The sequence below is a fragment of the Dyadobacter arcticus genome (assembly GCF_011762185.1).
Lineage (GTDB): Bacteria > Bacteroidota > Bacteroidia > Cytophagales > Spirosomataceae > Dyadobacter > Dyadobacter arcticus.
Genome location: NZ_JAASQJ010000002.1, coordinates 341090 through 365088 on the forward strand (window position 1 = coordinate 341090; position 23999 = coordinate 365088).

A 23999-nucleotide genomic window follows, 5' to 3' on the forward strand; every position below is an offset into this window, starting at 1 on the left:
TCTATTGGTTTACAGGTAGTTACAAAACTTATCCACAATGAAACTGTACATAAAATACATGGTCAGCAGGAGATGCAAACTTGCTGTGAAAGCTGAATTAGAAGCATTGGGATTAGCTCATAGCCATATGGAACTCGGCGAAGTGGAACTCGATCAAGACTTGACATCCCAACAGCGAGAGTTAATCAATGCGGCATTACTGAGGTCAGGTCTGGAATTGATGGACAACAAAAAAGCCCAGCTTATTGAAAAGATAAAGACGACAATCATTGAAATGGTCTATAACGACTATGAAGTGCCGAAGCTCAATAATTCGACTATTCTGAAAGAAAAGTTAAACCATGATTACGCTTACCTGGCCAACATTTTTTCAGAGGTCACTGGCACCACGATAGAACATTTCATCATTGCACATAAAATTGAACGTGTCAAAGAACTCTTGATTTACGATGAGCTCACTCTGACACAGATTTCTTATCTGCTCAATTACAGCAGTGTAGCCCATTTATCTTTTCAATTTAAAAAGGTTACGGGTTTAACGGCCTCCTTTTTCAAAGGCCTCAAACATCGAAAAAGGACCCCAATTGAGGACATGGGAATTATATAAAATAAGATTTTAATTATATAACGAATTAGTTCTACATGTAGTCAAATTTGTGTAATCAAACTAATTAGTCAATAAACTACATGTAATATGACACGGCTACATTTACTAATTCAATTACTTTCGTGGACTGCGTTCTGTGGTTCCTCGTTTGGTCAAGCTCCTGACCTCGCATCCGCTGCAGACTTTGCAGTATTTACTTCCGCTGGTGCCTTCAACAATGACGGAACAAGCATTGTTACGGGCGACATTGGTACGAATGTCGGTGCATTTTCCTTTTCTCCCGGTTTGGTGATTGGCGAAACACACGTAGCTGATGCTGTTTCTGACCAAGCAGAAACAGATCTCGCTTCGGCATATTCATCTTTAACAGCACAGTCCTGTGGCGCACCTTTAGCCGTTACGTTAGGAAACAATCAAATTCTTGGACCAAATGTCTACTGCATCGGGGCAGCCGCAACATTGGATGGCACATTAATACTAGATGGAGGAGGCGATCCTAATGCTTTGTTTATATTCAAAATTGACGGCGCATTCTCCACCAGTTCACGTTCAAATGTTGTTTTGATCAATTCAGCTACTTTTGATAATGTCTACTGGCAGGTAACGGGCCGGTTTGATTTAGGTGATAACTCTGTTTTCAGGGGTACTGTTGTCGGTGGTGGCGCCATTGAGCTGGCGGAAGGTTCCGCAGTCGTAGGAAGGGTGCTTACAACGGCCGGAGCCATCGATTTGCATAACAATATGGTCGTCTCCTCAGAAGCAAGTTTACCTGTCACGCTTATAAGCTTTGAGGCGAAAAAAGGGGAAGGCCAAACCGCTCGACTGAGATGGGCAACCACAGCCGAAACAAATAGTGACCGTTTTGACATCGAGCATAGCGCCAATGGCAAAAAATGGGACAAGCTGGGAACCGTGCTTGCAAAGGGTAACAGTGCAAGCCTGGTGAACTATGAATATATAGACGAGTCTCCATGGAAAGGTGTAAACATGTATCGTTTAAAAATGATCGACAGCGATGGGTCCTTTGCTTATAGCCGTATTAGAACTGTGAAGAATAGCGCAACGGAAAGATTGGTTATCTATCCGAACCCGACTGTTGATAAACTTACATTGGTTGTCGATGATATCAGCCAGGTGCAGCGCATTCAACTAAATGATATTTCCGGAAAAGTAATATTCAGCAAAGAGAAGGGCGCGTCAGCAAATCTATCTACCGAAATTGATGTTAAAAATCTTCCTTCCGGCTTCTACGTCGTTCGGATTACACGTTCAGAAGGTGCTATTGCTTTTATGAAAGTATTGAAGCAATAATAACAGGGCAGAGTTCGGGTAGTTTGTTACACTGTGCGCACACTTTTTAAGAAATTACTCAATTATAAAGGCAAACCACTCAAATGACTACATTTCATGACTTGCTGTTTGAACATCGGAATAGAACAATTGCGATTATTCAAAAGTACATGGCGAAATACAGAGATACGGAATATTCGAAAACCGTAGATACCTGGAACCTATTTGTACTTGATAACGCCAGGGACGTAATTGCCGACTTAACACAAAGTGGAAGCGATGTCTTCCATGATTCCATTGCTAACAATGTTGTCTTGAAAAAAGAAGATTTCAATGCGATTAAAAAGGTCAATCTGGATGCAGCAGCCAGATATCAGGAGGGCCTCAAAGAGTTATATCTGTTCTGTGTTGACACCGCCCATTCGCAAAGCAGCCGATAATGCTGCGAGCTGCGAGAGCATTTCTCCCTCTGCGCCGATATCAGGCGCAAAGATCCGATTAGTTACAAGGGTCGGGCACACACTTTAATCCTATCAATAACAGGCAACAATTGCAAAACAAATGAATCCGACATTGCCCTAAACCTGATTCTATAACCGCGGCATGATTATAAAAGGAGTAAACAAAACTTTTATGATGATGACAAACTTTATACCTTTCTACACCCGGCTTGCACAGGTATTGATCAGCATTATCTGTCTTTTTTATATAGCCATTATCGGTCAGACGCTTCTGGCACCGCTAATCTTCGCGCTTTTATTTTCCCTTTTACTCCTGCCATTTGCCGGAGCGCTCGAATATAGGTTTCATTTTCCGAGGGCATTGTCCTCCCTGGTTTCCCTTTTGACACTGATTGGGGCAGTCGCCGGGATATTTACGTTATTGGGATCGCAGCTTACTGCACTGGCGCAAGACTGGCCTGCCTTCAAACAACAGGTGCTGGATACGACCATCGATCTTCAAACCTGGATTGAAGCGACCTTTCATGTCAACAGCCAGGAGCAGATGAACTATATCAACGGTTCGGCATCAAAGGCCGTCAATACTGGCACCACATTACTGGGACATACGATCCTTTCGGTTTCCTCCATTTTACTGTCGATGCTGTTCATTTTCTTATATACCTTTTTCATCCTCTTGCACCGCAGATTGCTGCTCCGCTTTATCGTCTCCGTCTTTGATCATCAGCACAGCGTAATCGTTTATGACATTGTCAGCCAGGTTCAATACATCGTAAAAAAATACATAGCAGGGCTTTTCCTTCAAATGCTGCTGGTGACAGGCCTTTCCTGTATCGCATTTTGGCTGCTAGGAGTGAAATACGGATTTCTGCTCGGTCTCATAACCGGAATTCTGAATCTAATCCCCTATATCGGCATACTGACAGCATTGCTTCTGGCTAGCCTGATCACTTTTGCAACTGCCGGTACCGGGCAGTTGGTTTTTGTATTAATCGCAGTGGTAGCGATCCATTTGGTGGACAGCAATTATATTATGCCGAAAATCGTCGGATCGAAAGTCAAAATCAACACACTTGTCGCCTTGATTGGACTAGTACTTGGCGAAATGATCTGGGGGATCACGGGTATGTTCCTGTCCATTCCAATCATCGCTATTTTTAAAGTTATATTTGACCGCGTAGAAGGTCTTAACCCCTGGGGAATTTTATTGGGAGAAGATGACAGTCATCCTGAGTCCAAACCAGCGATTAGCGAGGTAATGGAGGATGAAAATAATTTGGGGCATTGATTAAATTAAAATTGATCGTTTTATGAAAGTTGTAGCATATAGTATCAAGGCATTTGAAAAAGAACCGCTGGCAAAAGCCAATCAGGAAAAGCATGATATTACTCTTATATCCAATGCTTTGAGTCTGCAAACCTGCCATTATGCCCTGGGAAAAGATGCTGTGCTTGTCTTCACCAATGACGACGTTTCTGCTATGGTCATCAACAAATTGGCTGATCAAGGCATCCGGTACATTGCAACCCGCTCTACCGGAATGGATCATATCGATAAAGATGCGGCCGGATTGAGAGGCATCAAACTGGCCAATGTTCCGGCTTATTCACCGCAGGCCATTGCCGAACACGCGCTTGCCCTGGCCATGGCACTTAACCGTCACCTGGTACAGTCCAACCAGAACAGCCATGACTACAATTTCAAGCTTGATGGCCTGACCGGGTTCAATTTTAAGGACAAGACGGTCGGTCTGGTTGGCCTGGGAAACACAGGTCTGGCTGCGGCATCCATATTTAACGGTTTGGGCTGCCATGTGCTCGGAAATGACATCGTTTACACTGAAGGCCTTGCTAACATCGAGCAGGTTCCGCTCTCTGAACTTTATGCACGCTCGGATATTATCTCCCTGCATTTACCATTAAGCAATCAGACAAGGCATATGATTGATGCTTCCGCGATTGCAATGATGAAACATGGCGTAATGCTGATCAATACTTCGAGAGGGGCGTTAATTGATACCGAAGACTTACCACTGGCGCTCGACCAGGGGCAAATCGGTTATTTGGGAATGGATGTTTATGAATATGAAAAAGGCCTGTTTTTTGAAGATCATCAGCTTGATCTAAAAAAAGACTCATTGCTTGAAAGGTTGCTTGAATACCCGAATGTGATCATCACCCCACATCAGGCATTTCTGACCCAAGAAGCTTTGCAGCAAATTGCAGGACAAACCGTGAAAAACCTGGATTTCTGGCAAGACAGCTAGCATTTAAACAGTCCAGTAATTTGAATGTTTTGTCCGAAAAGTAAGTGGGTGCAAAGTCGAAGCACCAATCACGAATCCAATAAATCGGGTCTTATATTTCATACGTCCATAACCAGGCGTCACCAATCTCATGATCTTTTACTACTTCGGTAAATGCAAATCCGTTATTCTGCAATATTTTTGTTGAGGCGTTATGTTCAGGTGCCGTCTTAGCGGTTATCAATATATTAGGGTCAAACCGTTGTGAAAGGAGTAAAAGCTCCCGACAGGAAAAAGAGGAAATGCCTTGTCCTTCATATTCTTCGAATGTCCAATATGCAATTTCGACTTTTCCTTCTTTTGGCTGCCCTGTGAAACCGCATGTGCCAACAATCTGATTTTCCTTTATCACGAAGTATCCAACCCACGGTAAATGAAAGCCAATTTCCTGATAGTATTCATCATACGTTTTCAACAACATTTGACAATTGTCTGAACGATATGTTTCGTTTAACTTATTAGCATTCAATTCTATTATTTTAAGCTCCATTTGTTATTCAATTTTCACGCAAAGTGAGTTCGCTTGCAAAAGAGATCGACCCAAAGATAGTGCCGATCTCTCTTTCAAGCTCGCGGCCTACTTGATTTTCAGCTCATTAACCATGCTGCCTACTTTTGCTCCCTGGGTGAGTCCAGTGCTAATGGATAATCCGTAGTGGATACCGCCCAGCAGCCGCGACCGGCCCGCTTCCTGGGCATACTCCTGAAATGTATTGTAGGACCGAACGCCAAAGCTCGACGCATAGGTTACGTCATTAAACTTGTAGCTGGTGCCAAAAAGCTTTTCCAGGACGGCTGCACTGGCTGCCGATATAACACCGTGAGCTGCCGAGTATTCTGGATGGGGCGGAGTAGGAACGACAGGGTTCCAGGTGGTCTTTTTCAGCACCTTGCGGATGTAGGTAAAAGGTCGAAGCAGATTATAGGCGTACTTTGTTTTGAAGGTGGAGACGGCTGCGTCGTTAAGGGCAATGCCGTGCAGCGCATAGGCCGCTGCGGCTTTGAACAAGTCCTTATTCGTCGTTTCCAAAAGGTTGGTCAGGATGTTGGTGGCATGGGCCGGGACGTTCAGATTCCCTGGTATATCAGCCCAAAACCTTGCCGTGATCGTATCCGTTTTGGTGAGCGATTGTGAAGTCGTATATACCTCGTTCGCCATCGCGTAGAAAGCGGATCCGGGGTCCTCAGAGTAAGGGGTCGGTGGCCCAGGCTGCGAGATGACTGCACTGTTGGCTATAAACGTCCTTGTATTACCCCAGCGCGGTAGAATAGGCGCCGCAGTAGGCGTAGGTTCCCACAATCCTAACCCGACCGGGGGCGTATAGGTGGGGTCGGTAACATTTTTATAGGCCTGATGGCCTCCATCCGTTTTCGACCACTCAAAGATTGCATCGGCCACCTGCCGACCATAAGTCTCGGCATTCGCTAGTTTGTCAGGACTGGTAGCGGCCAGAAACTGATTTTTGTAAACCATTTCCAGGGAATCGATGGTTTTCAGGTTGGCAGCCGATGTACTTTCAAAGAACTGTTTTGTAATGCTGGCCATGGCTGCATTAAGGCTTTCAGGCCAATAATACTGATCGGCACTTTTGCCGGGTGTAAGTGAATTCCCCCCAATCTGGGCCAGCAGTGAGGCACTGCCTTCGATGCCGGGCAAAATTGCTTCATACATGGTAATACCAGCATAGCCAAACGACCGGTCTGAAACGACGGAATTGTAACCTGCGGTGCTGCGGGTCAGCCGGATATGCATCTGCATCCAGGCATGGGCTACGTCAGCCGACAATACCGGATCATTTGTTGGGGGGTGGTCCTGGCAGGAAGTTGTCAGCAATAGGCAAACGAGTAGTCGGGTGGAGGATCGCAAGAAGCGTCTGGTGTGAGTAGATTTGTTCATATACATAGTTGATTTTAGAAGTATGTCGAAAATAGTGCATGCCAGCAGGCTTTGTTGGCATATTCGACCAAACTGACAACCCACCTGTCAGATCCCGCTTCTTATTTGCCCAATGCCATTCACCGGCGACGAACGGCATTGGGCAACAAATATGGATAGTTCGCCTAAAAACCTGAGGACGAATGTATTATTATCCCAAACACTTGTACCTTTTGGTATAAAATAACCGATTATGATGCAATGGTTCGAGTCAGTTCCTAAAACAGAGGTTCGTGATTGGTTGGGGAGGCATTCGCTGTTCTGGCTGTTTTACGTCGTTTTTTTTACCCTTGTGACCCTGCCCTATAACGGAAGTTTTGCTAATTGCCTTATTGTGGCCTTATTGTGGCTCCCTTTCAATGCACTCTTTACTTACCTGTTGCTGTACGGGTTACTTCCCCGGCTGCTCCTGGAACAATACGGCTGGTTTCTATGGGGTCTGATCGCTTACCTGCTGTTGGCCTTAGGCGGTAATTTTCTGTTTCGCGCCTTCATATTAATTCCCTATCAGTCAGGTATCTGGCTACCATCCCACAACGATACACGGAATGAAATTTTTGCAGTTGGTAGTTTTTTGGGAACGCAGGCTATCGTGGGGATAGCGGCTGGCATTAAATTACTACGCCACTCGTATCGATTAGAACAAGCTAACCAACAATTGGCTCACGAGACGCAATTGGTCGAGTTACAGGTGCTTAAAGCCCAGATACACCCCCATTTTCTGTTCAATACACTAAATAACCTGTACTTGCTTACCTTAAAGCAATCAGTGCAGGCTTCTGACATTGTTCTGAGGCTATCTGGTTTGTTACATTATATGCTTTATGAATGTAATAGGCCCTCAGTAGCGCTTGAGCAGGAGATTAGTTATATAAAGAGCTACATCGAGCTTGAAAAACTACGCTACGGAAACCGGTTATCTGTAACGATAATCATCAATAAGGTGGCCGATAACCAGCTGATTGCCCCGTTTCTGCTAATTCCATTGGTTGAGAATGCCTTCAAACATGGATCATCTCAGCAAACCGGCCGCGCCTATATTGAGCTAACCGTATCGTTGGTAAATAACCAGTTAGCATTTCGGCTCGAAAATAGCCTCGATAAGTTATTTGTGCCCAATGTGTATAATACGGTTGGTATTGGTTTGGCCAATGTTCGAAAACGCCTTCAACTCATTTACCCAAATGCACATGAATTGCTGGTTCATTCTGAATCGGAGCGATTCGTGGTTGAGCTAAATATTGATCTTAATCGCATGTCAGTAGATTTACAAGCAATCCACTAATAATATGTCAATCCATCTGCCTACCAACCGGATTGTCCGTCACCTGCTTTTTTGGACACTTGTTTATTTGTTCTTCTTTGGACTTCAGGTAGTCATTCCTCTACTTTTGTTCGGAAGGCTCCTTACCGATGTAAGTACAGATTGGGTCATGCGTTGGGAAAATTACCTCTTGATTCACTTGCCGATAATGCTCTTCTACAGCTACTCCGTTGCGTATAAAATGGTTCCTCTTGTGTTAAAACGACAATATACCCGTTTCTCGCTGCATTTAGCATTGGTAGTGATATTGACCTGGCTTTTGTTTGGTGTGCTCAGACTCAGTTATGTTGCCATACCAACCCTCATGAAACAGCCAGCGCGGTTATGGTATGCAACCCTAACACAAATTTTATCCCATAATCTTTTCCTACTCGATTTTATTGCAAGCCCTTTTTTTCGAATCAACATAGCCGCAGGACTGATGGTTAGTATCAAACTTTTTAAGCAGTGGCGGCAGAAACAGCAGGAAAACCAGTTGTTCGAACGCGAAAAATTACAGAATGAGCTCCAACTCCTCAAACTGCAACTAAACCCAAACTTCCTGTTCGGTTTCCTGCGTGCCTTGTACGCCCTCACGCAACAACAGTCTACACTGGCGCCGGAAGCTGTGCTAAAATTCGCCCATTTCCTGCGCTACGTCCTCTACGAAAGCCAGGCCAACCAGATGCCTCTTGTCAGAGAAATAGAAATTATTGACCACTATGTGTCGCTGCAACGATCCATTCACCCGGCGGGATTGGAAGTATCATTATCTGTTCGGGGCAATCCAGGTATTCGGACGGTGGCACCCCTGTTACTATTTCAAATCGTTGAACATGCCTTTCGCGATCTGTCCGCTAGTCGGCCCAACCTGGAAACCGACGAACCGGCCTGGGTAAGCATCGACTTAGCCATGACCGAAGTATGGATAACTTTGAAAGTCATTGACGGGCAGTCGGTCAACCTGACCGATAACTCAAAACAACTTGCTGATTTACAGAAACAATTGTACTTTTATTATGCCGATAGTTATGAATTCCAAGTACAAGCAGAGCCTGACGCTTACATTGTTACGCTAAGCCTGCCCTTCGTTAGATCAACTGCATCGTCAGCTGGTCGATTGGAAAATTCTCAATCCTCACTCAATTATGAAATTACGCTGCCTGATCGTTGACGACGAACCACCCGCTTCGGATGTGCTGGAACTTTACATCGAATCGGTGGAAGGCTTAGCCCTAGCCGCCCGCTGCGAAAATGCTGTGCAAGCCTTTCAGGTACTCCAGCAGCAACCCATTGACCTGATGTTTTTGGACATTACAATGCCTAAGTTGATCGGGACCGATTTTCTGCGAACGCTTCGGAATCCGCCCCCAGTCATCATCACCACCGCTTACCGTGAGTATGCACTCGATGGATATGAGTTAGACGTATTGGATTATCTGCTCAAGCCCATTCCATTCGACCGGTTTCTACGGGCTGTCGGCAAAGTGCTGAAAACAACTGATAATCCGGTTTTGGCACCGCTTCCAGAAAAAGCACCCGTTCGGTATACCGAAGCCGGTTTTCTCTTCTTCCGGGCCGACCGCAAATTGGTGAAGGTACTCACCAGCGACATCCTCTATATCGAAAGTCTGAAAGATTACATTCAAATTATTACCATTGGCAGTAAGCCATTGGTAGTCAAGCAAACGATGAGTGCCGTCGAAGCCATGTTGCCGACTGATCAGTTTGTACGGGTCCATCGGTCATATATCGCAGCGATATCTCGCGTCACCACCTACACACCCCGCCATATCGACGTCGCCGGACAGGAATTACCCATCGGCCGACTGTATCAAAAAGAAGTAGAACGGATACTACATGTTTCCTGGTAAATTGTAAGCAATTGTACCAGCCCGACTTTGATGGCACTATTTTTTAATATGCCGAGATTCATCGATCTGACATTATCATGGATAAAAGCGGCACAATTATCGTTATTGAGGATGACCCAGATGACCAGCACGTATTGGAAGAGGCTTTTAACGAATTAGGGTATCTGAATAAAAGGATTTACTTTCTGGACGGGCTATCTGCGCTTGACTATCTTTATACAACGCAGGACCCGCCTTTCCTCATTATTTCAGATATAAATCTTCCCATGTTAAACGGGCTGGAACTTAGAAGGAAGGTTCAGACCGATGCAGAACTCAGCCTTAAATGTATCCCTTACATTTACTTTACCACGGCAATTAATAAGCAGATCGTTATCGATGCATATAGCACATCTGCGCAGGGCTTTTTCGTTAAGCCCAGTGGATTTGAAGAAATAAAGGAAACAATCAAGTTAATGGTGGACTATTGGAAAAGGTGTGCCGCTCCAAATAATTTCTAAATGGGCTTAACAAAAAAGAAGCTGCCCCGTAAAAGGGCAGCTTCTTTATAGGCACTTGTAGATCAGGCTTTGGCGAAATCTCTTAAAGCTTTGATCTTGTCATGTGCAGCATTGATTCCCTGAGCCTGGCTGCTTACTATTTCCTGTACATCCAAAGCAAGATCATTGCTGCTCAAAGCATCCTGATAGGCTTTTTTGATGGCATCCTCGCCACGTTCGGCTTCGGACAAAATGCTCGCACGGTCACTTCCGCCAAACAATGATTTTACGTCGATCCAGGCGCGGTGCAAGGCACCACTTACACTTTTGTCAGTTTCCAAATGCGGTGCAGACCCCGCTAGTGCGGATAGTTCCTGCACGTTTTTACTGCTTTGTTGCGCATATTCCTCAAAGAGTACCTTTAAGTCGATATTCTCATCATTGATATCTGCAATTGCTTTCTCAAAACCGGCTACACGGTCATTATTAATTTCAATCAGATCATTGATTACTCCTGATCCACTTTCTGTAGTTGACATATTGATTTCTGGTTTGTTTGAATTAATTCTTTACGAATACCGTGCCAGAAAGCTATTCCTTCTGCTCATCCCGCTGCTTATCGTGGTACAAAAAGGCATCATCGAGCGCGAAGAAGCGTATTTGACCCGCAAATTTGGCAACGACTACATGAGTTACCAACCCCAGGTGCGCCGCTGGTTTTAAGGTGCGCTGTTGTGCCGGATTATAAAGACGCAAGCACCATCAGACTTTCAACTTTGATATGCGCGGGGTAATTGGGTGGAGGATTATCAGTAAGATTACGAATACCTGAGCGTTTCCAATTCGAGACAAAATGTAATTATTAACGTAAACGAATTGTTAGCCAAAAGGCAGGCGATCCAAAAGGCTGCTTTACTCAAACAAAAATCATTATGGCGAATAAAGTAAAACAAATACATGATTTCGGTCAAAGCATCTGGCTGGATTTTATCGATCGTAAAATCATCTTTTCAGGTGAATTGAAAAGACTGGTTGAAGAAGATGGCGTGCGGGGCGTAACTTCTAATCCCGCCATTTTTGAAAAAGCAATCAGCAGCAGCGCCGATTATGATGCAGACATCACCGAATTGTCGAAAAGTGATAAAACCGACGAGGAAATATTCTTCGGTCTGGCTATTGCAGACATTAAGTTAGCCTGTGACTTGCTAAGGCCGGTTTATGATCAGGATGTTGTTGGTGCAGACGGTTATGTAAGTCTTGAAGTTTCCCCTTTCCTGGCGCTCGATACGGAGGGTACTATTAGCCAGGCGCGTGAGCTTTGGAAAGCGGTTGATAAAAAAAATGTGATGATCAAAATTCCAGGCACCCAACCTGGACTGGCAGCGATCCGGGAAGCAATAAGTGACGGGATCAATATTAATGTAACCCTGCTTTTTGGTCTCGAACGTTATGAAGCTGTTACAGAAGCTTATATCTCCGGTTTGGAACAAAGAGCAGCAAATGGTCTGCCGGTCAACCATATTGCTTCTGTTGCCAGTTTCTTCCTGAGCCGCATTGATGTTTTGGTGGACCCGCTTTTGGATGCAAATGGACTTGGTGACCTGAAAGGCGAAGTAGCAATTGCCTCTGCCAAAAAGGCTTATGCGATATACAAACGCGTATTTAGCACCGATCGCTGGAAAATACTGGCAGAAAAAGGGGCTGTCCCGCAACGTTTGTTATGGGCAAGTACCAGCAGCAAAAATCCCGCCTTTAAGGATACAAAATACGTAGAAGCGCTAATCGGACCAGATACCGTCAACACGATCCCCATGGATACATTGGAAGCCTTTCGTGATCACGGCGATCCTGCAAGCCGATTGGAAGACGATCTGGATACTGCAACCCAAGTCATGGAAAAGATCAAGGCTGCCGGAATCGACATTGATGCAATCACCGAACAACTGGAACAGGAAGGGATTGATAAGTTCAACAAACCCTTCCAGAAATTGCTGGAAGCGATTGCAGAACAAAAAACAAAAATCAGCTAAACATTCTTCACCAGACAGTGATCCTGTCCTTTTCAGGTTTAAACATTTTATCACCTGGCTGAATATTAAACGCTTTGTAAAAAGGCGTGAAGTTCATCAACGGTCCGTTCACCCGCCACTTCGCTGGCGAGTGCGGATTGGTATTGACATACATATTCATGTACGCATCCCTTGTTTTAACACGCCATATTCTGGCTATCGATATAAAGAACCGTTGATCGGGGGTAAATCCGTCCAGTTTTGTTGTGCTCTTGCCTTGCTCGGTCAGCTTGAATGCATCATACGCAATGGCAACGCCAGCAATATCGGCCGTATTTTCCCCCACGGTTAATGCACCTTTGATATGCAGCGAATCCAATACGGTAAACTTGCTGTATTGGTCAATCACCTGCTGTGTCCTCGATTTGAATTTGGCATAATCCGTCTTTGTCCACCAGTCTGTTACATTGCCGAATTTATCGTATTGGGCACCCTGATCGTCAAAAGAATGCGTGATCTCGTGACCAATCACCATGCCAATGCCGCCATAATTCAGTGCATCATCCGCATTCACATCAAAATAGGGAGGTTGAAGGATACCGGCCGGGAAAACAATTTCATTGAGCGGAGGATTGTTGTAGGCCGTCACAGTGGGAGGTGTCGTGTGCCATTCGGACCGGTCAACAGGTTTTCCCAATTTATTTAGGTTAGAGAGAAAACGATGATTGTTAGCCGACAACCGGTTTTCAAAGTAAGTATCTCTTTTCACCACAACCTGCGAATAATCGCGCCATTTATCCGGGTAACCGATTTTTTGCGTAAATGCGTGTAATTTGTCTTTGGCTTTTGCTTTGGTAGAATCACTCATCCAATCCAGGCGGTCAATGCGGGCTTCAAACGCTTTTTTAAGATTATCTACCAAAACGGCCATCCGTTTTTTTGCAGATTCGGGAAAATACTTTTTTACATATAACTGCGCCAGGGCATCTCCAAGAGACTGATCGACGGCTTGCGTCATTTCCTCAGCCCGTGTTTGCCTGACTGCCTGCCCGGTCAGAATTTTTGAATAGGCAAAAGACGCATCTACAAACGGCTGACTTAAAAAATTTGAATAATTGGTCAGCGCATGCGCTTTTAAATAGATTTTCCAATCAGCAAGGGAAACCGAATCTAACATGGCATTCAGTTTGTCGTAATAAGCCAGTTGCCCAATATTGACTGAGTCAACTTTTGCACCTAGATTATCCAATAATGCTGCCCAATGCAATGCAGGCTGTTTTGTTGAAAGCGCTGCGACAGCTAGTTTATTGTAATTTGCTTTTACGTCCCTGAGCTCAACATTTGTTTTGTGGGCAGATGCGAATTGTTTCTCAATGTCATAGGTCACTGTTGCGTTCTTTCGCGCTGCTGCTGCATCCGTCCCTGTCAACTCAAATAACCGGGTAAGGTAGTTTTGATAAGCTTTTTGAATCGCCAGGGTTGATGAATCAGTTTTGAAGTAATAATCCCTTTCCGGAAGTCCAATGCCGGTTTGGGAAAACTGGGCAATCGTGACGGTACTGTGTTTGTCATCCGGACCGACATATAGGTCAATAATAGAACCATTTCCGGCCTTTTGCTCGTCAGTTACCGACTTCAATAGAGAGGCAACATCGGTTATACCGTCGATGCGGGCGAGCAGGGGTTTGAGCGGTTCGTGTCCGCGTTTGTTAATGGTGGCAGTATCCATGCCTGAGGCATAAAAATCACCTACTTTTTGCTCAATGCTCCCCGCCGGGCTCTGGCTAGCCGAAATGCTGTCCAAAATCCCCTTCAACCGTGTGCGCTGCGGGTAATTCAGGAAGGAATAAGACCCCACGCCGGTTTGACTGTCCGGTATGCGGATGGAATCGTACCAAATACCATTGGCATACTTAAAAAAATCATCTCCGGGCTTTTTGGAAGCATCTATTCCGGTGATGACTACCCGTTTTGCAGTCTGAGCATACGTTTGCTGATAAGTGCCAGCCACCAACATTGCCAATAAGAAAAAGACAAATGGTTTCATAAATTGATAGGTAAGATAGAATTTCGGCGGAAGGATTTTCCTACAAATCAAAAATGGTTTAATTTAAATTGATTTGAAATGGTTGATAGGTAATAAATAATTTATCCGAGCTGAAAGGCTGCCTTCAAAAGCTGCCTAATTTTTTATTCATATTAAACCGGCGAACACTTGCGGCCAAAATTGTCCGAAATCGTACATGAATAGGCGATAAAAGGCGCTTTTGCATATCCCAGTGCATTTTGGCAATGATGGTATGATAGTTGAGAGATTCAGGTGCAACAAATCCTAACTGATCTTGAAAACATTTACTACTCTGTTGGCATTGACGCTTTGCCTGTCAACCCAAATTTTCGCCCAAACGCGTTCAAATAACAAGGAGCTCCGCGGCAACGGGAAAGTAATTACTAAGTCCTACACGGTCGCGACTTTTGAAGCAATTGAAATTGAGCAATTTCCCCCAAATGTCGTTGTCGAGGTTTCAGACAAAACACCCTTTCTGAGCGTCTCCCTGGACGAGAACCTCGTTTCTCAATTACAAGTCATTTCCGAAAACGGCATATTAAAACTGGCTTTGAAAGATCCTGACGATAAGGATTTTTGGGTAAGTAAGGCCGACATTAATGTAAAGATTTCAACAAAGAACCTGAAAAGCCTCAGAAATGGATCAAATGGGAATGTTACGGTCACTGGGCTAAAAGATGAGTCATTTAATCTAATTAACGATGCAAATGGCAGCATTACTTTGCAGGGGAAATCAACTACGCTTAACCTTGTAAGCCACGCAAACGGCAATATTGATGCTGAAAAATTCTCGGTAGAAACAGCTAACGTAACTGCCGACGCAAATGCCACGATCAGGCTGAATACCCAAAGAATGCAGGTTGCATCAAAAGCATTTGCGCGTGTTGAAAATGTGAACGACGCGATGACGGCTTCAAAAACCAAAGTGGAAATGTCGGTATCACCCCGCTCCAAGCTGGTTACCTTACAATTCGTGAATAATAGCGCTTCTTCCAGACAGATCACTCTTATTTCTTACGCACCACAGGAAACGGGCAATGAAACCAATGGTTTTACGCTCGCGCCCTATCAAAAAAAGGAGAAGCAATATCAGCCAGGGACGAAAGTTTACATTGCTACCCAAGCGCAGATTGATATGGTCATGGGTGATAAAATCTTGCAGGACAAGCCTTTCCTGACCGTCCAGGCCGACGATGAAGGCCGTAAAATATTGTTGTCCGGTAAATAAAAACAACTACGATCATGTTCCAATCCTACCTGAAAATCGCGATACGCAGCCTGCGTAAGAACAGGTTGTTTTCAATCATTAATGTTGCCGGCCTTGGCCTTGGCATTGCTGCCTTCATCCTCATTTTTGAATATGTCGCTTTTGAAAAAAGTGTGAATATGTTCCACAAAAACCTGCCTACGCTATACCGGATGCTGGAAAGCAGGCCTACTGGCGATGTTTTTGTCCAAATGGCTCCGGCGATTGCACCTCTGATCAAAAAGGAATTCAACGAAGTAAAAGCCTATTGCAGGATCGCAGAAGGCTCGGCAAATGGGATTGTGACCATTGAAAATCCCGGCGAAAATGGCGCTGTGCAATCCTTCCGGGAAGATGGACTGAGCTATGCTGACGCCAGTTTTTTTACACTTTTCACTTTTCCATTACTTTCAGGCAATGCGCAAACTGCTCTTTCTGAAACCAATACCATAGCATTGTCTGCCTCGCGGGCAAAAAAGTATTTTGGTACAGAAAAGGTACTGGGGAAGACATTGGTGGTCAATAATCAGTTTGGGAAAACCTTATACACGGTTGCCGCTGTGTACCAGGATATACCCGAAAACTCAGACCTCAAATTTGACGCAATCCTGTCGCTTCAGACACTCGCCAATCCCGCCAACCTTAATGGCAACGATTGGGCGCGTTTAGATGGTTTTGACGGCTCATATGTTACCAATTTTATTCAGGTGACCGAAAAAAGCAGCTATACAACGCTTGAAAATAAAATCAATACACTCAAGAAAAAGCTTGATGCCGAGGACAAAAGCAAATTTGTATTGCAGCCGATGGCCAACATTCACCTGGGCTCATCCATGAACGATTCCTACCAAACCAGCGGCAGCTTGTCGTTTGTATATTTGCTCAGCGGTATCGCAATCCTGATCCTGGTCATTGCATGGTTCAATTACATCAACCTTTCCACAGCTGCTTCGCTCAAAAGGGCCAAGGAAGTTGGGGTCAGGAAAGTGGTTGGTGCGGGCCGGTTTCAATTGATCAATCAATTCCTGGGCGAGTCGTTTCTGTTGAATATCATTGGATTTTCGCTGGCGCTGCTGCTGGTATTTGCCGTTCAGAAAAGCTTTAATGACTTTACCCAAAAGAATTTTTCGCTGCAAGGATTACTGGCCGGCCCTTCCTGGATTGCCGCGGCGGTACTGCTGGTATTGGGGGCATTTTTGTCGGGAGGTTACGTGGCATTTTCAGTGACATCCCTGCAACCTATTCAAATATTAAAAGGTGCTTCCGGTTTGAAACTCAATTCAGGTAAAGAGAACTGGCTTCGCAAAATTCTGGTCGTCCTGCAATTCAGCATTTCGGTAATCCTGATCATTTCAACATTAGTACTTTACAAGCAGCTGCAATATATGCAAACGAAAGACCTTGGTTTTAAGGCAGATCAACGCCTGGTCATCAAAGGCCCTCAACTAGGCGATGGCAAATTGCTTGAAAGCAGCTCCGCGCTGCTCGACAATCAGGTGAGTGCATTGCCTTACGTTAAAAGCCTCTGCCACACGGGTATCGTACCAGGGAATTACTATTCGTTCAATGCGGCGGGCATTGTTAAACAAGGTGAAAAGTCAGACGACGCTAAAAAGAGTTACGCCATGGGCATCATTGATGACCGATATCTATCGGTATTTCAGATCGGATTGGCCGCTGGCCGGAATTTCACCGTGCGGGAGGCTGAACAGGCCTGGGAGAAAAGCGGCAAACTAATGATCAATGAATCAGCAGCCCGTCAGCTTGGTTTCGAGTCACCGCAAAAAGCAGCAGGTGCCATGATTAGCTGGGGACAACCGTTTGAGATTGTCGGAGTGGTGAAAGATTACAATCACCAGGGATTGCAAGAGGCGATCGACCCAATTGTATTTATGCCCCGCAGATCAGGCGGAAAGCTCGTTTTGCAGCTTTCAACCACCAATATGCAAAGGCAGCTGAAAGAATTGGAAAGTCTTTATAAGACTGCCTATCCCGGTAACCCTTTCGAATATTACTTTGTCGATCAGAAATATAATGAGCAATATAACACCGAGAAGCAATACAGTCAGGTATTTGCACTGGCGTCGATGCTCGCCATTTTCATTGCTTGCCTGGGTTTGTTCGGGTTGGCCAGCTACCTGACCGAGCAGCGAACCAAAGAGATTGGCGTGCGGAAAGTCCTGGGTGCTAGTATTGCCGGAATTCTAACATTGGTATCAAAAGACTTTTTGAAATTGGTCATAATATCCATTGTCATCGCCTGCCCCATTGCCGGGTATGTTATGCACGAATGGCTGCAGGACTTTGCTTATCAGACAGATATTGCCTGGTGGATGTTCGTGGCAGCGGGTGGGTTAGTCATTTTTATTGCGGTGCTCACTGTTGGCTTCCAAAGTATCAAAGCTGCATTGATGAACCCGGTAGAATCTTTGCGCAATGAATAGTTTGTTTTGAAATTCTGCTTTATTGCTAAAAAATAAATGATGGAGGTTTTAAGACAGCATATTATTGCCCGCCTGGGAAACGACATTGAGCACTTAGACCAAGTGCTCAATGCTTTTGAACATATTCAAGCAAGGCGCAACCAACAACTGTTAACACAAGGCGAAGTTTGTAAATACGTTTACTTCGTCGCAAAAGGTTGTTTACAAGTTTATGTTTACGACAGGAACTTCAATGAAACCACAAGAGACGTTATCATCGAAGACAATTGGTGTTCCGAATTGGTGAGTTTTGGAAGCAGTAAACCTGCTACCGAAAATATCAGGGCTGTGGAACCGTGCGAACTTTTTGGTATTAAGAAACATAATTTTCAGCAGTTAATCGAAACAGTCCCTCAGTTCGACAAAGTGTACAAACAAATCCTGGAAGCATCTTATGCAAACTCAGTGTATCGGATTAATACCTTTGTTTCCCTGAGTGCATTGGAGAGGATACAATGGTTAATGCAATACCGGCCCACGCTGATGAGAAGACTTTCGAGCAAACTGATCGCCTCTTATCTAGGTATCAACAAGGATGTTTTCAGCAGGCTAAGGGCGAAATTGTAAAACGTAGTCTTGATGGATAAAATCTTAAACCTTGGAAGATACATTTCCCCTTTGACAGATCAGCCAGGCCAAAGCCATTGGTTGCAACACTTGCAATTACTCAACTTCCTCATATCGTCTTAATGGAACAATATTTTAATTATTGATCTTAATTAAGGTAAAATCTAATCTTTAAGGCGAATATGTGGTTGGTTTGGGCAATTTTGGCCGCTGTTTCGGCGGCATTAGTAACAGTACTTACAAAAGCAGGCTTGAAAAACGTCGATTCCAGTCTGGCTTTCGCCCTTCAATCCATTTTCATTGTTTCCATCACCTGGATTGTGGTTGCATGGCAGGGGACATTCTCGCAAGTACAGCAGATTGAAACCAGAACCTGGGTGTTGCTGTCGCTGGCTGGCGTGGCGACAACGCTTTCTACATTGTTCTCATTCAAAGCATTATCAATCGGAAAAGCATCCTATGTCATCACCGTCGAGCGGTCCTCATTGGTGATCGCAGTGATTCTTTCCGTTCTGTTTTTGAAAGAAAAAGTCACCTGGCAATTAGTCGTAGGTGCCGTAATGATTATCGGCGGTGCGGTCTTGATCGCCCTTTCGGCACCTGGCAAGTAGGCTGCCCGAATCTTCACAAGTAAAACAAAATTATGGCGTCCGGTTTCTTTGCAATTTTAGATGATATAGCGTTTTTGATGGATGATGTTGCACTGGCAACCAAGATAGCAACGCAAAAAACTGCTGGCATCTTGGGTGACGACCTAGCCGTGAATGCAGAAAAAGCAACAGGTTTTTTGTCAGAACGGGAATTGCCGGTACTGTGGGCTATTACGAAAGGCTCATTGATCAATAAGCTCATTATTGTCCCCGTGGCTTTGCTGCTAAATGTCTTTTTGCCGGCAGCAATTACCTATGTTCTAATTCTGGGAGGGCTTTATCTGGCTTATGAAGGTGTTGAAAAAATAGTCGAATACACTTTCCATCACCCTAAAAAAGAACATTCAGTCATTAAAGAAAATGAGCCTGGCGGTGACGTTATCAATACAGATAATGAAAAAACCAAAATAAAATCCGCTGTAACAACCGACTTTATTCTGTCCATAGAGATTGTAATCATTGCTTTGGGAAGTGTTGCGGAAGAGAATTTAACCTTGCAGATATTGACGGTCTCCGCAGTTGCATTGCTGGCAACAGTTGGCGTTTATGGCATTGTGGCGCTGATCGTACGAATGGACGATGCCGGTCGCAGGCTTATTGAAAAATCAGGTGATAAAGGTTTGTTTGCCAAATTAGGCCACCTGCTAGTGAAGTCGCTACCAGTTTTGATCAAGATTTTAGGTGCTGTGGGTACAGTTGCTTTACTATTAGTTTCCGGCGGGATTTTTGAACATAACATCAAATACTTTCACGATCTCCTACCAAATATCCCTAAGATTGTGAAAGAATTCGGGATCGGTTTAATTGCGGGCTTACTCGTTTTCCTAATCTTTTCAGGTTTTAAGAAGGTATTTTTTAAGGCGAAATCTAGTGCAATGGAAAGCCCAGATTCAGCAGGCGGCGTCCGATGAAGCCGTCAGATAAAATGTCCCTTTCAGGTTCAGCGAGTCCAATGCGGGAAGCGCATTGTCCAGATGCATAGCAGATCAAAAATTCACGACACCCTCGAAGGCTTTTTTGGGTTTATTATTTTGATCAAACAACAGCGGATAATCCTTTCTGTTTGGCACCGGAAAATTATCCAGCCAGGTGGTTTTGTCCGATACATTCCAAAAAGTGACGCCGGTGATTGTGCCTTTGTGTTTTCTGAATACATCAAAAAGCATTTTATACTGGGCTGTCTGTTTTTCTACCATTTCGGAGGTCAACTCGCCCGTATCCGTCGGTTTCTTCTCACGGCGCTCATGCTCTTTTGGATGAACCGACACGTCCAGCTCGGTGATTTGCACTGCCAATCCAAGGCTGGCAAACTGCGTAATGGATTTTTCCAGCTCAGCAGCAGTCGGCTCGTAGATGGACCAATGCCCTTGCAAACCCACACCGTCTATGGGCACATTCTTTTCTTTCAATTTTTTCACCAGCTGAAAAATCTTTTCTCTTTTGGCAGCACTTTCAGTATTGTAATCATTGTAAAACAACTTCGCCGACGGATCAGCCACATGCGCATATTCAAACGCCTTTTCGATATAATCCTCCCCAATAATCTCGTAGAACTTTGACTTGCGGTATATGCTGGCGCTTGTGTCGGGTACGGCTTCGTTAACTACGTCCCAGGCATATATTTTACCTTTATAGCGACCTACCACCTCGTTGATATGTGATTTAAGCCGATCCAAAAGCACTTCCCGGCTGACCTGCTTTCCCAAAGAATCGGTAAAAAACCATTTAGGCGTCTGGTTATGCCAGCACAGTGTATGCCCACGCACTTTCATTCCATTTTTTTGAGCAAATGCGATAATTGCGTCCGGGCCTTCCCATGCATACCGGTTAGGCTCCGGGTGGATTGGGCCCATTTTCATGGAGTTTTCGGGCGTGAGGCTGTTGAATTGCTGCGTAATCAGCTCAGTCTCCGAACCCGTCAAACTCCTGGGCGAAACCGCTACGCCGATAGGAAAATAATCTTTATAGGCCTCTTTCAGGGACTTTTGGGCTTGCGCTAAAACCGGGCCCGACACTACGACACCCCAGATCAGAATGTGCAACTTTATCAACGTTTTCATAAATAATACTTATCGATTTTTTCATAATGCGGGGCAGGCGGCGTGGTATTGTTGGCAAACCATCCAGAACTGAATACACCCAGATACGAAAACATATCATTGTTTTTTACACCTGCATACAATGTTTGCAACCCTCCCATCGAAAGCCCTGCCAGCGCGCGGCCAGCAGAAGTGGTTTCCACCCGGTAGCTGCTTTCTACGAATGGGATCGCTCCCAGTTTCAGCTCATTTTCGAACATTTTCAATGCATTCTCATTAAAGCCAGCAATGCCGCCGGTAGCTCCCATATTTCTCCGTGCGGCACGATACTGGATTGAATCAATTTTCCCGGCAGCAATGCCTTCCCGGACAGAATCAAAACCCTTGGGCATTTCCATCAGGATTTCCTGAGCAAATTTAGCGGTTGATTTTAGCTTACCCGAATGAATTAGATCTTAACAATCTTGCCTGACGCTGCTGATTTATAAATCGCTTCCACAACCCGAATGTCGCGAAGCCCCTCTTCTCCCGGTGCGATCATGTCGGTATTGTTCATAATTGCCATACAATCCTCATCCATTTGCTTAGCCTGCTGACTTTTGATTGGGAAATTGATGATGGTACCGTCAGACATACTTCCTTTATTGCCATTGTAACCTGACTGCGGTTCCAGTTTTAACCAGCCCTTTTCATAATTCACCTGCAAATTATTCATATTGATCCCAAAGCTGGTCTGGCAGGCAGCTCTTGCTCCACTTGGAAAGTCGAGCATAAACATCATGGTTTCTTCTACTTCCTTATAAATTTCCGGCCTTGTTGTGGAAGCCTGCGCAAACACGCTGATAGGTTCTTCGCCTGTCGCAAGCCTGGCTCCCTGCAATGCGTACACACCCATATCGCCCATGACGCCACCGCCTAATGCTTTTTTCTGTTTCCAATGGTCTGTACGCGCATCGAAATATCCTGCGGCGCTGTTGACCATTTTTATTTTACCAAATTTCTGTTCTTTGGCGACTTTCATCACGGCCTGGATATTGGGATCGTGCTGACAGCGGTACCCAATCGCAAGCTTTACTTTATTGCTTTTACAGGCCGCGATCATGGCCTGGCAGTCGGCGACAGAGGGAGCCATTGGCTTTTCACAAAAAACCTGTTTACCTGCCTTTGCCGCCCGTACCACAAACTCCCGGTGCATGGACGGAGGCAGGACTACATATACAATGTCTATATCCGGGTTGTCCGCGATCTTATCGAAATTTTGATAGTTGTAAATGTTTTTTTCGGGAATGTTGTATTTCGCTTTCCAGGTCTCGGCTTTTGCCGGTGTGCCTGTGACAATGCCAGCTAAAAAGCATTTTTCAGTCAGTTGCAACGCGGGGGCCAGCAAATCGGTGCTGTAATAACCCAGACCAACGAGGGCTATACCCAATTTATCTTTTTTAGGTGACGTTGCAGCCAGTAATGAATTGCCCGAAAATAATGTAGCAGCGCTAGCCAGTGTCAATGTGGATAGGAAATCCCTTCTTTCTATTAACATAATGTTTTGATTAAGGATTGAATTAACTGTTTTTTTTGAACCATTTAGATCTATTCGATCGATTTCGATCGATTTCTTACCTTCCAATCACGGCTCAATCGTTTTGATCGAACCATCTGCTTCACGAAGCAATTCCCGGACTTTGATATTCCTCAAATGCGTTTTGCCTGATAGCTCCACGTCATGGTAAAAAATATACCATTTCCCTTTAAACTCAATGATTGAGTGATGGGTTGTCCAGCCCGTTACTGGTTTCATGATCACTCCTTTGTAGGTGAAAGGCCCGTATGGCGAGCTGCTAACCCCATAGGCCAGCAAATGGGTATCGCCGGTTGAATAAGAAAAATAATATTTATCGCCAAACCGGTGCATCCACGCGCCTTCGAAAAAGCGGCGGTTGCTGTCGCTTGCCAATAATGGTTTACCATTTTCGTCCAGGATTATAACATCTTTTGGTGCTTCGTCAAACACCAACATATCGTCTTTCATCCGGGCCACTTTTGCGTTCAGCGCAGGTTCATTTTCATGCCCTTTTCCCAGATCGGTTTTCAGGCTTGCATCATAATTGCCGGTATGCCAGCGCTGCAATTGCCCGCCCCAGATACCGCCGAAATACATATAGGCTTTACCATCCTTATCCATAAAAACCGCGGGATCAATGCTGTAACTGCCGGGAATTGGATTTGCCTCAGCTTTGAAAGGACCGGTCGGAGACTTGCTCGTCGCAACGCCGATTTTGAAAACATCTTTTTTGTCCTTTACCGGAAAATAGAGATAATAAGTGCCATTTTTGAAAGCCGCGTCGGGCGCCCAAAGCTGCCGCCCCGCCCAGGGAATATCTTTGACATCCAGCGCCACGCCATTGTCTTTGGCAGGACCATTAATATCATCCATTGAGAAAATATGGTAATCACGCATGTTAAAATGTGCTCCTTCATCATCCTCAGGCACATTTGATTCTACATCATGCGATGGATAAATGTAAATCTTACCATCGAAAACATGCGCCGACGGATCTGCTGTGTAAATATCCTTCACCAGCGGTTTCGGTTTGGCGGCGTTGGATTGGGCAGCCACATTATAAGAAATACAGCAGAAAAGGCTTGCGATAAATGCTATTTTGTAATGTGAGGACATCAATAAG

Annotated in this window: 22 protein-coding genes and 1 pseudogene; 15 read left to right on the forward strand and 8 right to left on the reverse strand. The window is 44.8% G+C overall.

Translation table 11 applies throughout. The features are described from left to right. Positions 1-37 precede the first annotated feature (37 nt). The 5 genes from FHS68_RS09100 (at position 38) to FHS68_RS09120 (ending at position 4625) form a co-directional block, all read left to right on the forward strand. The gene (locus FHS68_RS09100; RefSeq protein ID WP_167269312.1) at positions 38-607 is read left to right on the forward strand and encodes a helix-turn-helix domain-containing protein; all 570 of its coding nucleotides are present in this window, start codon (positions 38-40) and stop codon (positions 605-607) included. Between the two features lie 87 nt (positions 608-694). Then, positions 695-1918: an ice-binding family protein gene (locus tag FHS68_RS09105; protein WP_167269313.1), complete on the forward strand. Its 1224-nt coding sequence runs from the start codon at positions 695-697 to the stop codon at positions 1916-1918. Between the two features lie 83 nt (positions 1919-2001). After that, positions 2002-2337 carry a hypothetical protein gene (locus FHS68_RS09110; RefSeq protein WP_167269315.1) on the forward strand — a complete coding sequence of 112 codons (336 nt, stop codon included), beginning with the start codon at positions 2002-2004 and terminating at the stop codon, positions 2335-2337. A gap of 193 nt (positions 2338-2530) precedes the next feature. Next, complete coding sequence (locus FHS68_RS09115) at positions 2531-3646, forward strand: AI-2E family transporter (protein WP_208408266.1); 1116 nt, start codon at positions 2531-2533, stop codon at positions 3644-3646. 22 nt (positions 3647-3668) lie between these two features. Continuing rightward, positions 3669-4625, forward strand: coding sequence for a 2-hydroxyacid dehydrogenase (locus FHS68_RS09120; protein WP_167269317.1), 957 nt, complete (start codon positions 3669-3671; stop codon positions 4623-4625). A gap of 91 nt (positions 4626-4716) precedes the next feature. Here the strand turns inward: FHS68_RS09120 and FHS68_RS09125 are convergent, their stop codons facing one another. Both FHS68_RS09125 and FHS68_RS09130 read right to left on the reverse strand, forming a co-directional pair. Continuing rightward, positions 4717-5154, reverse strand: a complete 438-nt coding sequence (locus FHS68_RS09125) for a GNAT family N-acetyltransferase (protein ID WP_167269319.1) — start codon at positions 5152-5154, stop codon at positions 4717-4719. An 87-nt stretch (positions 5155-5241) separates the two neighbouring features. Then, positions 5242-6561: a vanadium-dependent haloperoxidase gene (locus tag FHS68_RS09130; protein WP_167269321.1), complete on the reverse strand. Its 1320-nt coding sequence runs from the start codon at positions 6559-6561 to the stop codon at positions 5242-5244. Positions 6562-6793: 232 nt separating this feature from the next. Here FHS68_RS09130 and FHS68_RS09135 point away from each other — a divergent pair, with 232 nt between their 5' ends. From FHS68_RS09135 to FHS68_RS09150, 4 genes are all read left to right on the forward strand, one after another. After that, positions 6794-7885, forward strand: a complete 1092-nt coding sequence (locus FHS68_RS09135) for a sensor histidine kinase (protein ID WP_167269323.1) — start codon at positions 6794-6796, stop codon at positions 7883-7885. Positions 7886-7889: 4 nt separating this feature from the next. Next, positions 7890-9077 carry a sensor histidine kinase gene (locus tag FHS68_RS09140; protein WP_167269325.1) on the forward strand — a complete coding sequence of 396 codons (1188 nt, stop codon included), beginning with the start codon at positions 7890-7892 and terminating at the stop codon, positions 9075-9077. Beyond that, complete coding sequence (locus tag FHS68_RS09145) at positions 9052-9777, forward strand: LytR/AlgR family response regulator transcription factor (protein WP_167269327.1); 726 nt, start codon at positions 9052-9054, stop codon at positions 9775-9777. The genes FHS68_RS09140 and FHS68_RS09145 overlap by 26 nt, the downstream gene beginning before the upstream one ends. Positions 9778-9854: 77 nt before the next feature. Beyond that, positions 9855-10277 (forward strand): response regulator, encoded by a 423-nt coding sequence (locus FHS68_RS09150; protein WP_167269329.1) that lies wholly within the window; start codon positions 9855-9857, stop codon positions 10275-10277. Positions 10278-10339: 62 nt separating this feature from the next. Here the strand turns inward: FHS68_RS09150 and FHS68_RS09155 are convergent, their stop codons facing one another. After that, positions 10340-10795: a ferritin-like domain-containing protein gene (locus FHS68_RS09155; RefSeq protein ID WP_167269331.1), complete on the reverse strand. Its 456-nt coding sequence runs from the start codon at positions 10793-10795 to the stop codon at positions 10340-10342. A gap of 393 nt (positions 10796-11188) precedes the next feature. Between FHS68_RS09155 and tal the strand changes: the two genes are divergently transcribed. Continuing rightward, positions 11189-12286 (forward strand): transaldolase, encoded by a 1098-nt coding sequence (gene tal / locus FHS68_RS09165; protein WP_167269335.1) that lies wholly within the window; start codon positions 11189-11191, stop codon positions 12284-12286. A 7-nt stretch (positions 12287-12293) separates the two neighbouring features. Here the strand turns inward: tal and FHS68_RS09170 are convergent, their stop codons facing one another. Next, entirely contained in the window at positions 12294-14312 is a 2019-nt protein-coding gene (locus FHS68_RS09170; RefSeq protein ID WP_167269337.1) for a M13 family metallopeptidase, read from the reverse strand. 295 nt (positions 14313-14607) lie between these two features. On the opposite strand from FHS68_RS09170, the gene FHS68_RS09175 reads away from it, so the two are divergent. From FHS68_RS09175 to FHS68_RS09195, 5 genes are all read left to right on the forward strand, one after another. Further along, positions 14608-15561, forward strand: coding sequence for a GIN domain-containing protein (locus FHS68_RS09175; protein WP_167269339.1), 954 nt, complete (start codon positions 14608-14610; stop codon positions 15559-15561). 14 nt (positions 15562-15575) lie between these two features. Further along, a complete protein-coding gene (locus FHS68_RS09180; RefSeq protein ID WP_167269341.1) occupies positions 15576-18023 on the forward strand; it encodes an ABC transporter permease in 2448 nt (815 codons plus the stop codon). Between the two features lie 36 nt (positions 18024-18059). Next, the gene (locus FHS68_RS09185) at positions 18060-18629 is read left to right on the forward strand and encodes a Crp/Fnr family transcriptional regulator (RefSeq protein ID WP_167269343.1); all 570 of its coding nucleotides are present in this window, start codon (positions 18060-18062) and stop codon (positions 18627-18629) included. Between the two features lie 182 nt (positions 18630-18811). Then, positions 18812-19240: an EamA family transporter gene (locus FHS68_RS09190; RefSeq protein WP_167269345.1), complete on the forward strand. Its 429-nt coding sequence runs from the start codon at positions 18812-18814 to the stop codon at positions 19238-19240. Positions 19241-19272: 32 nt separating this feature from the next. Beyond that, positions 19273-20190 (forward strand): DUF808 domain-containing protein, encoded by a 918-nt coding sequence (locus tag FHS68_RS09195; protein ID WP_167269347.1) that lies wholly within the window; start codon positions 19273-19275, stop codon positions 20188-20190. A 75-nt stretch (positions 20191-20265) separates the two neighbouring features. Here the strand turns inward: FHS68_RS09195 and FHS68_RS09200 are convergent, their stop codons facing one another. From FHS68_RS09200 to FHS68_RS09215, 4 genes and pseudogenes are all read right to left on the reverse strand, one after another. Beyond that, entirely contained in the window at positions 20266-21339 is a 1074-nt protein-coding gene (locus FHS68_RS09200; RefSeq protein ID WP_167269349.1) for an endo-1,4-beta-xylanase, read from the reverse strand. A gap of 23 nt (positions 21340-21362) precedes the next feature. Then, a pseudogene (locus FHS68_RS09205) lies at positions 21363-21629 on the reverse strand (alpha/beta hydrolase-fold protein); the annotation flags it as partial. Between the two features lie 137 nt (positions 21630-21766). Continuing rightward, positions 21767-22855 (reverse strand): Gfo/Idh/MocA family protein, encoded by a 1089-nt coding sequence (locus FHS68_RS09210; RefSeq protein ID WP_167269350.1) that lies wholly within the window; start codon positions 22853-22855, stop codon positions 21767-21769. A gap of 87 nt (positions 22856-22942) precedes the next feature. Further along, positions 22943-23995, reverse strand: a complete 1053-nt coding sequence (locus tag FHS68_RS09215) for a glycoside hydrolase family 43 protein (protein ID WP_374757504.1) — start codon at positions 23993-23995, stop codon at positions 22943-22945. Positions 23996-23999 lie beyond the last annotated feature (4 nt).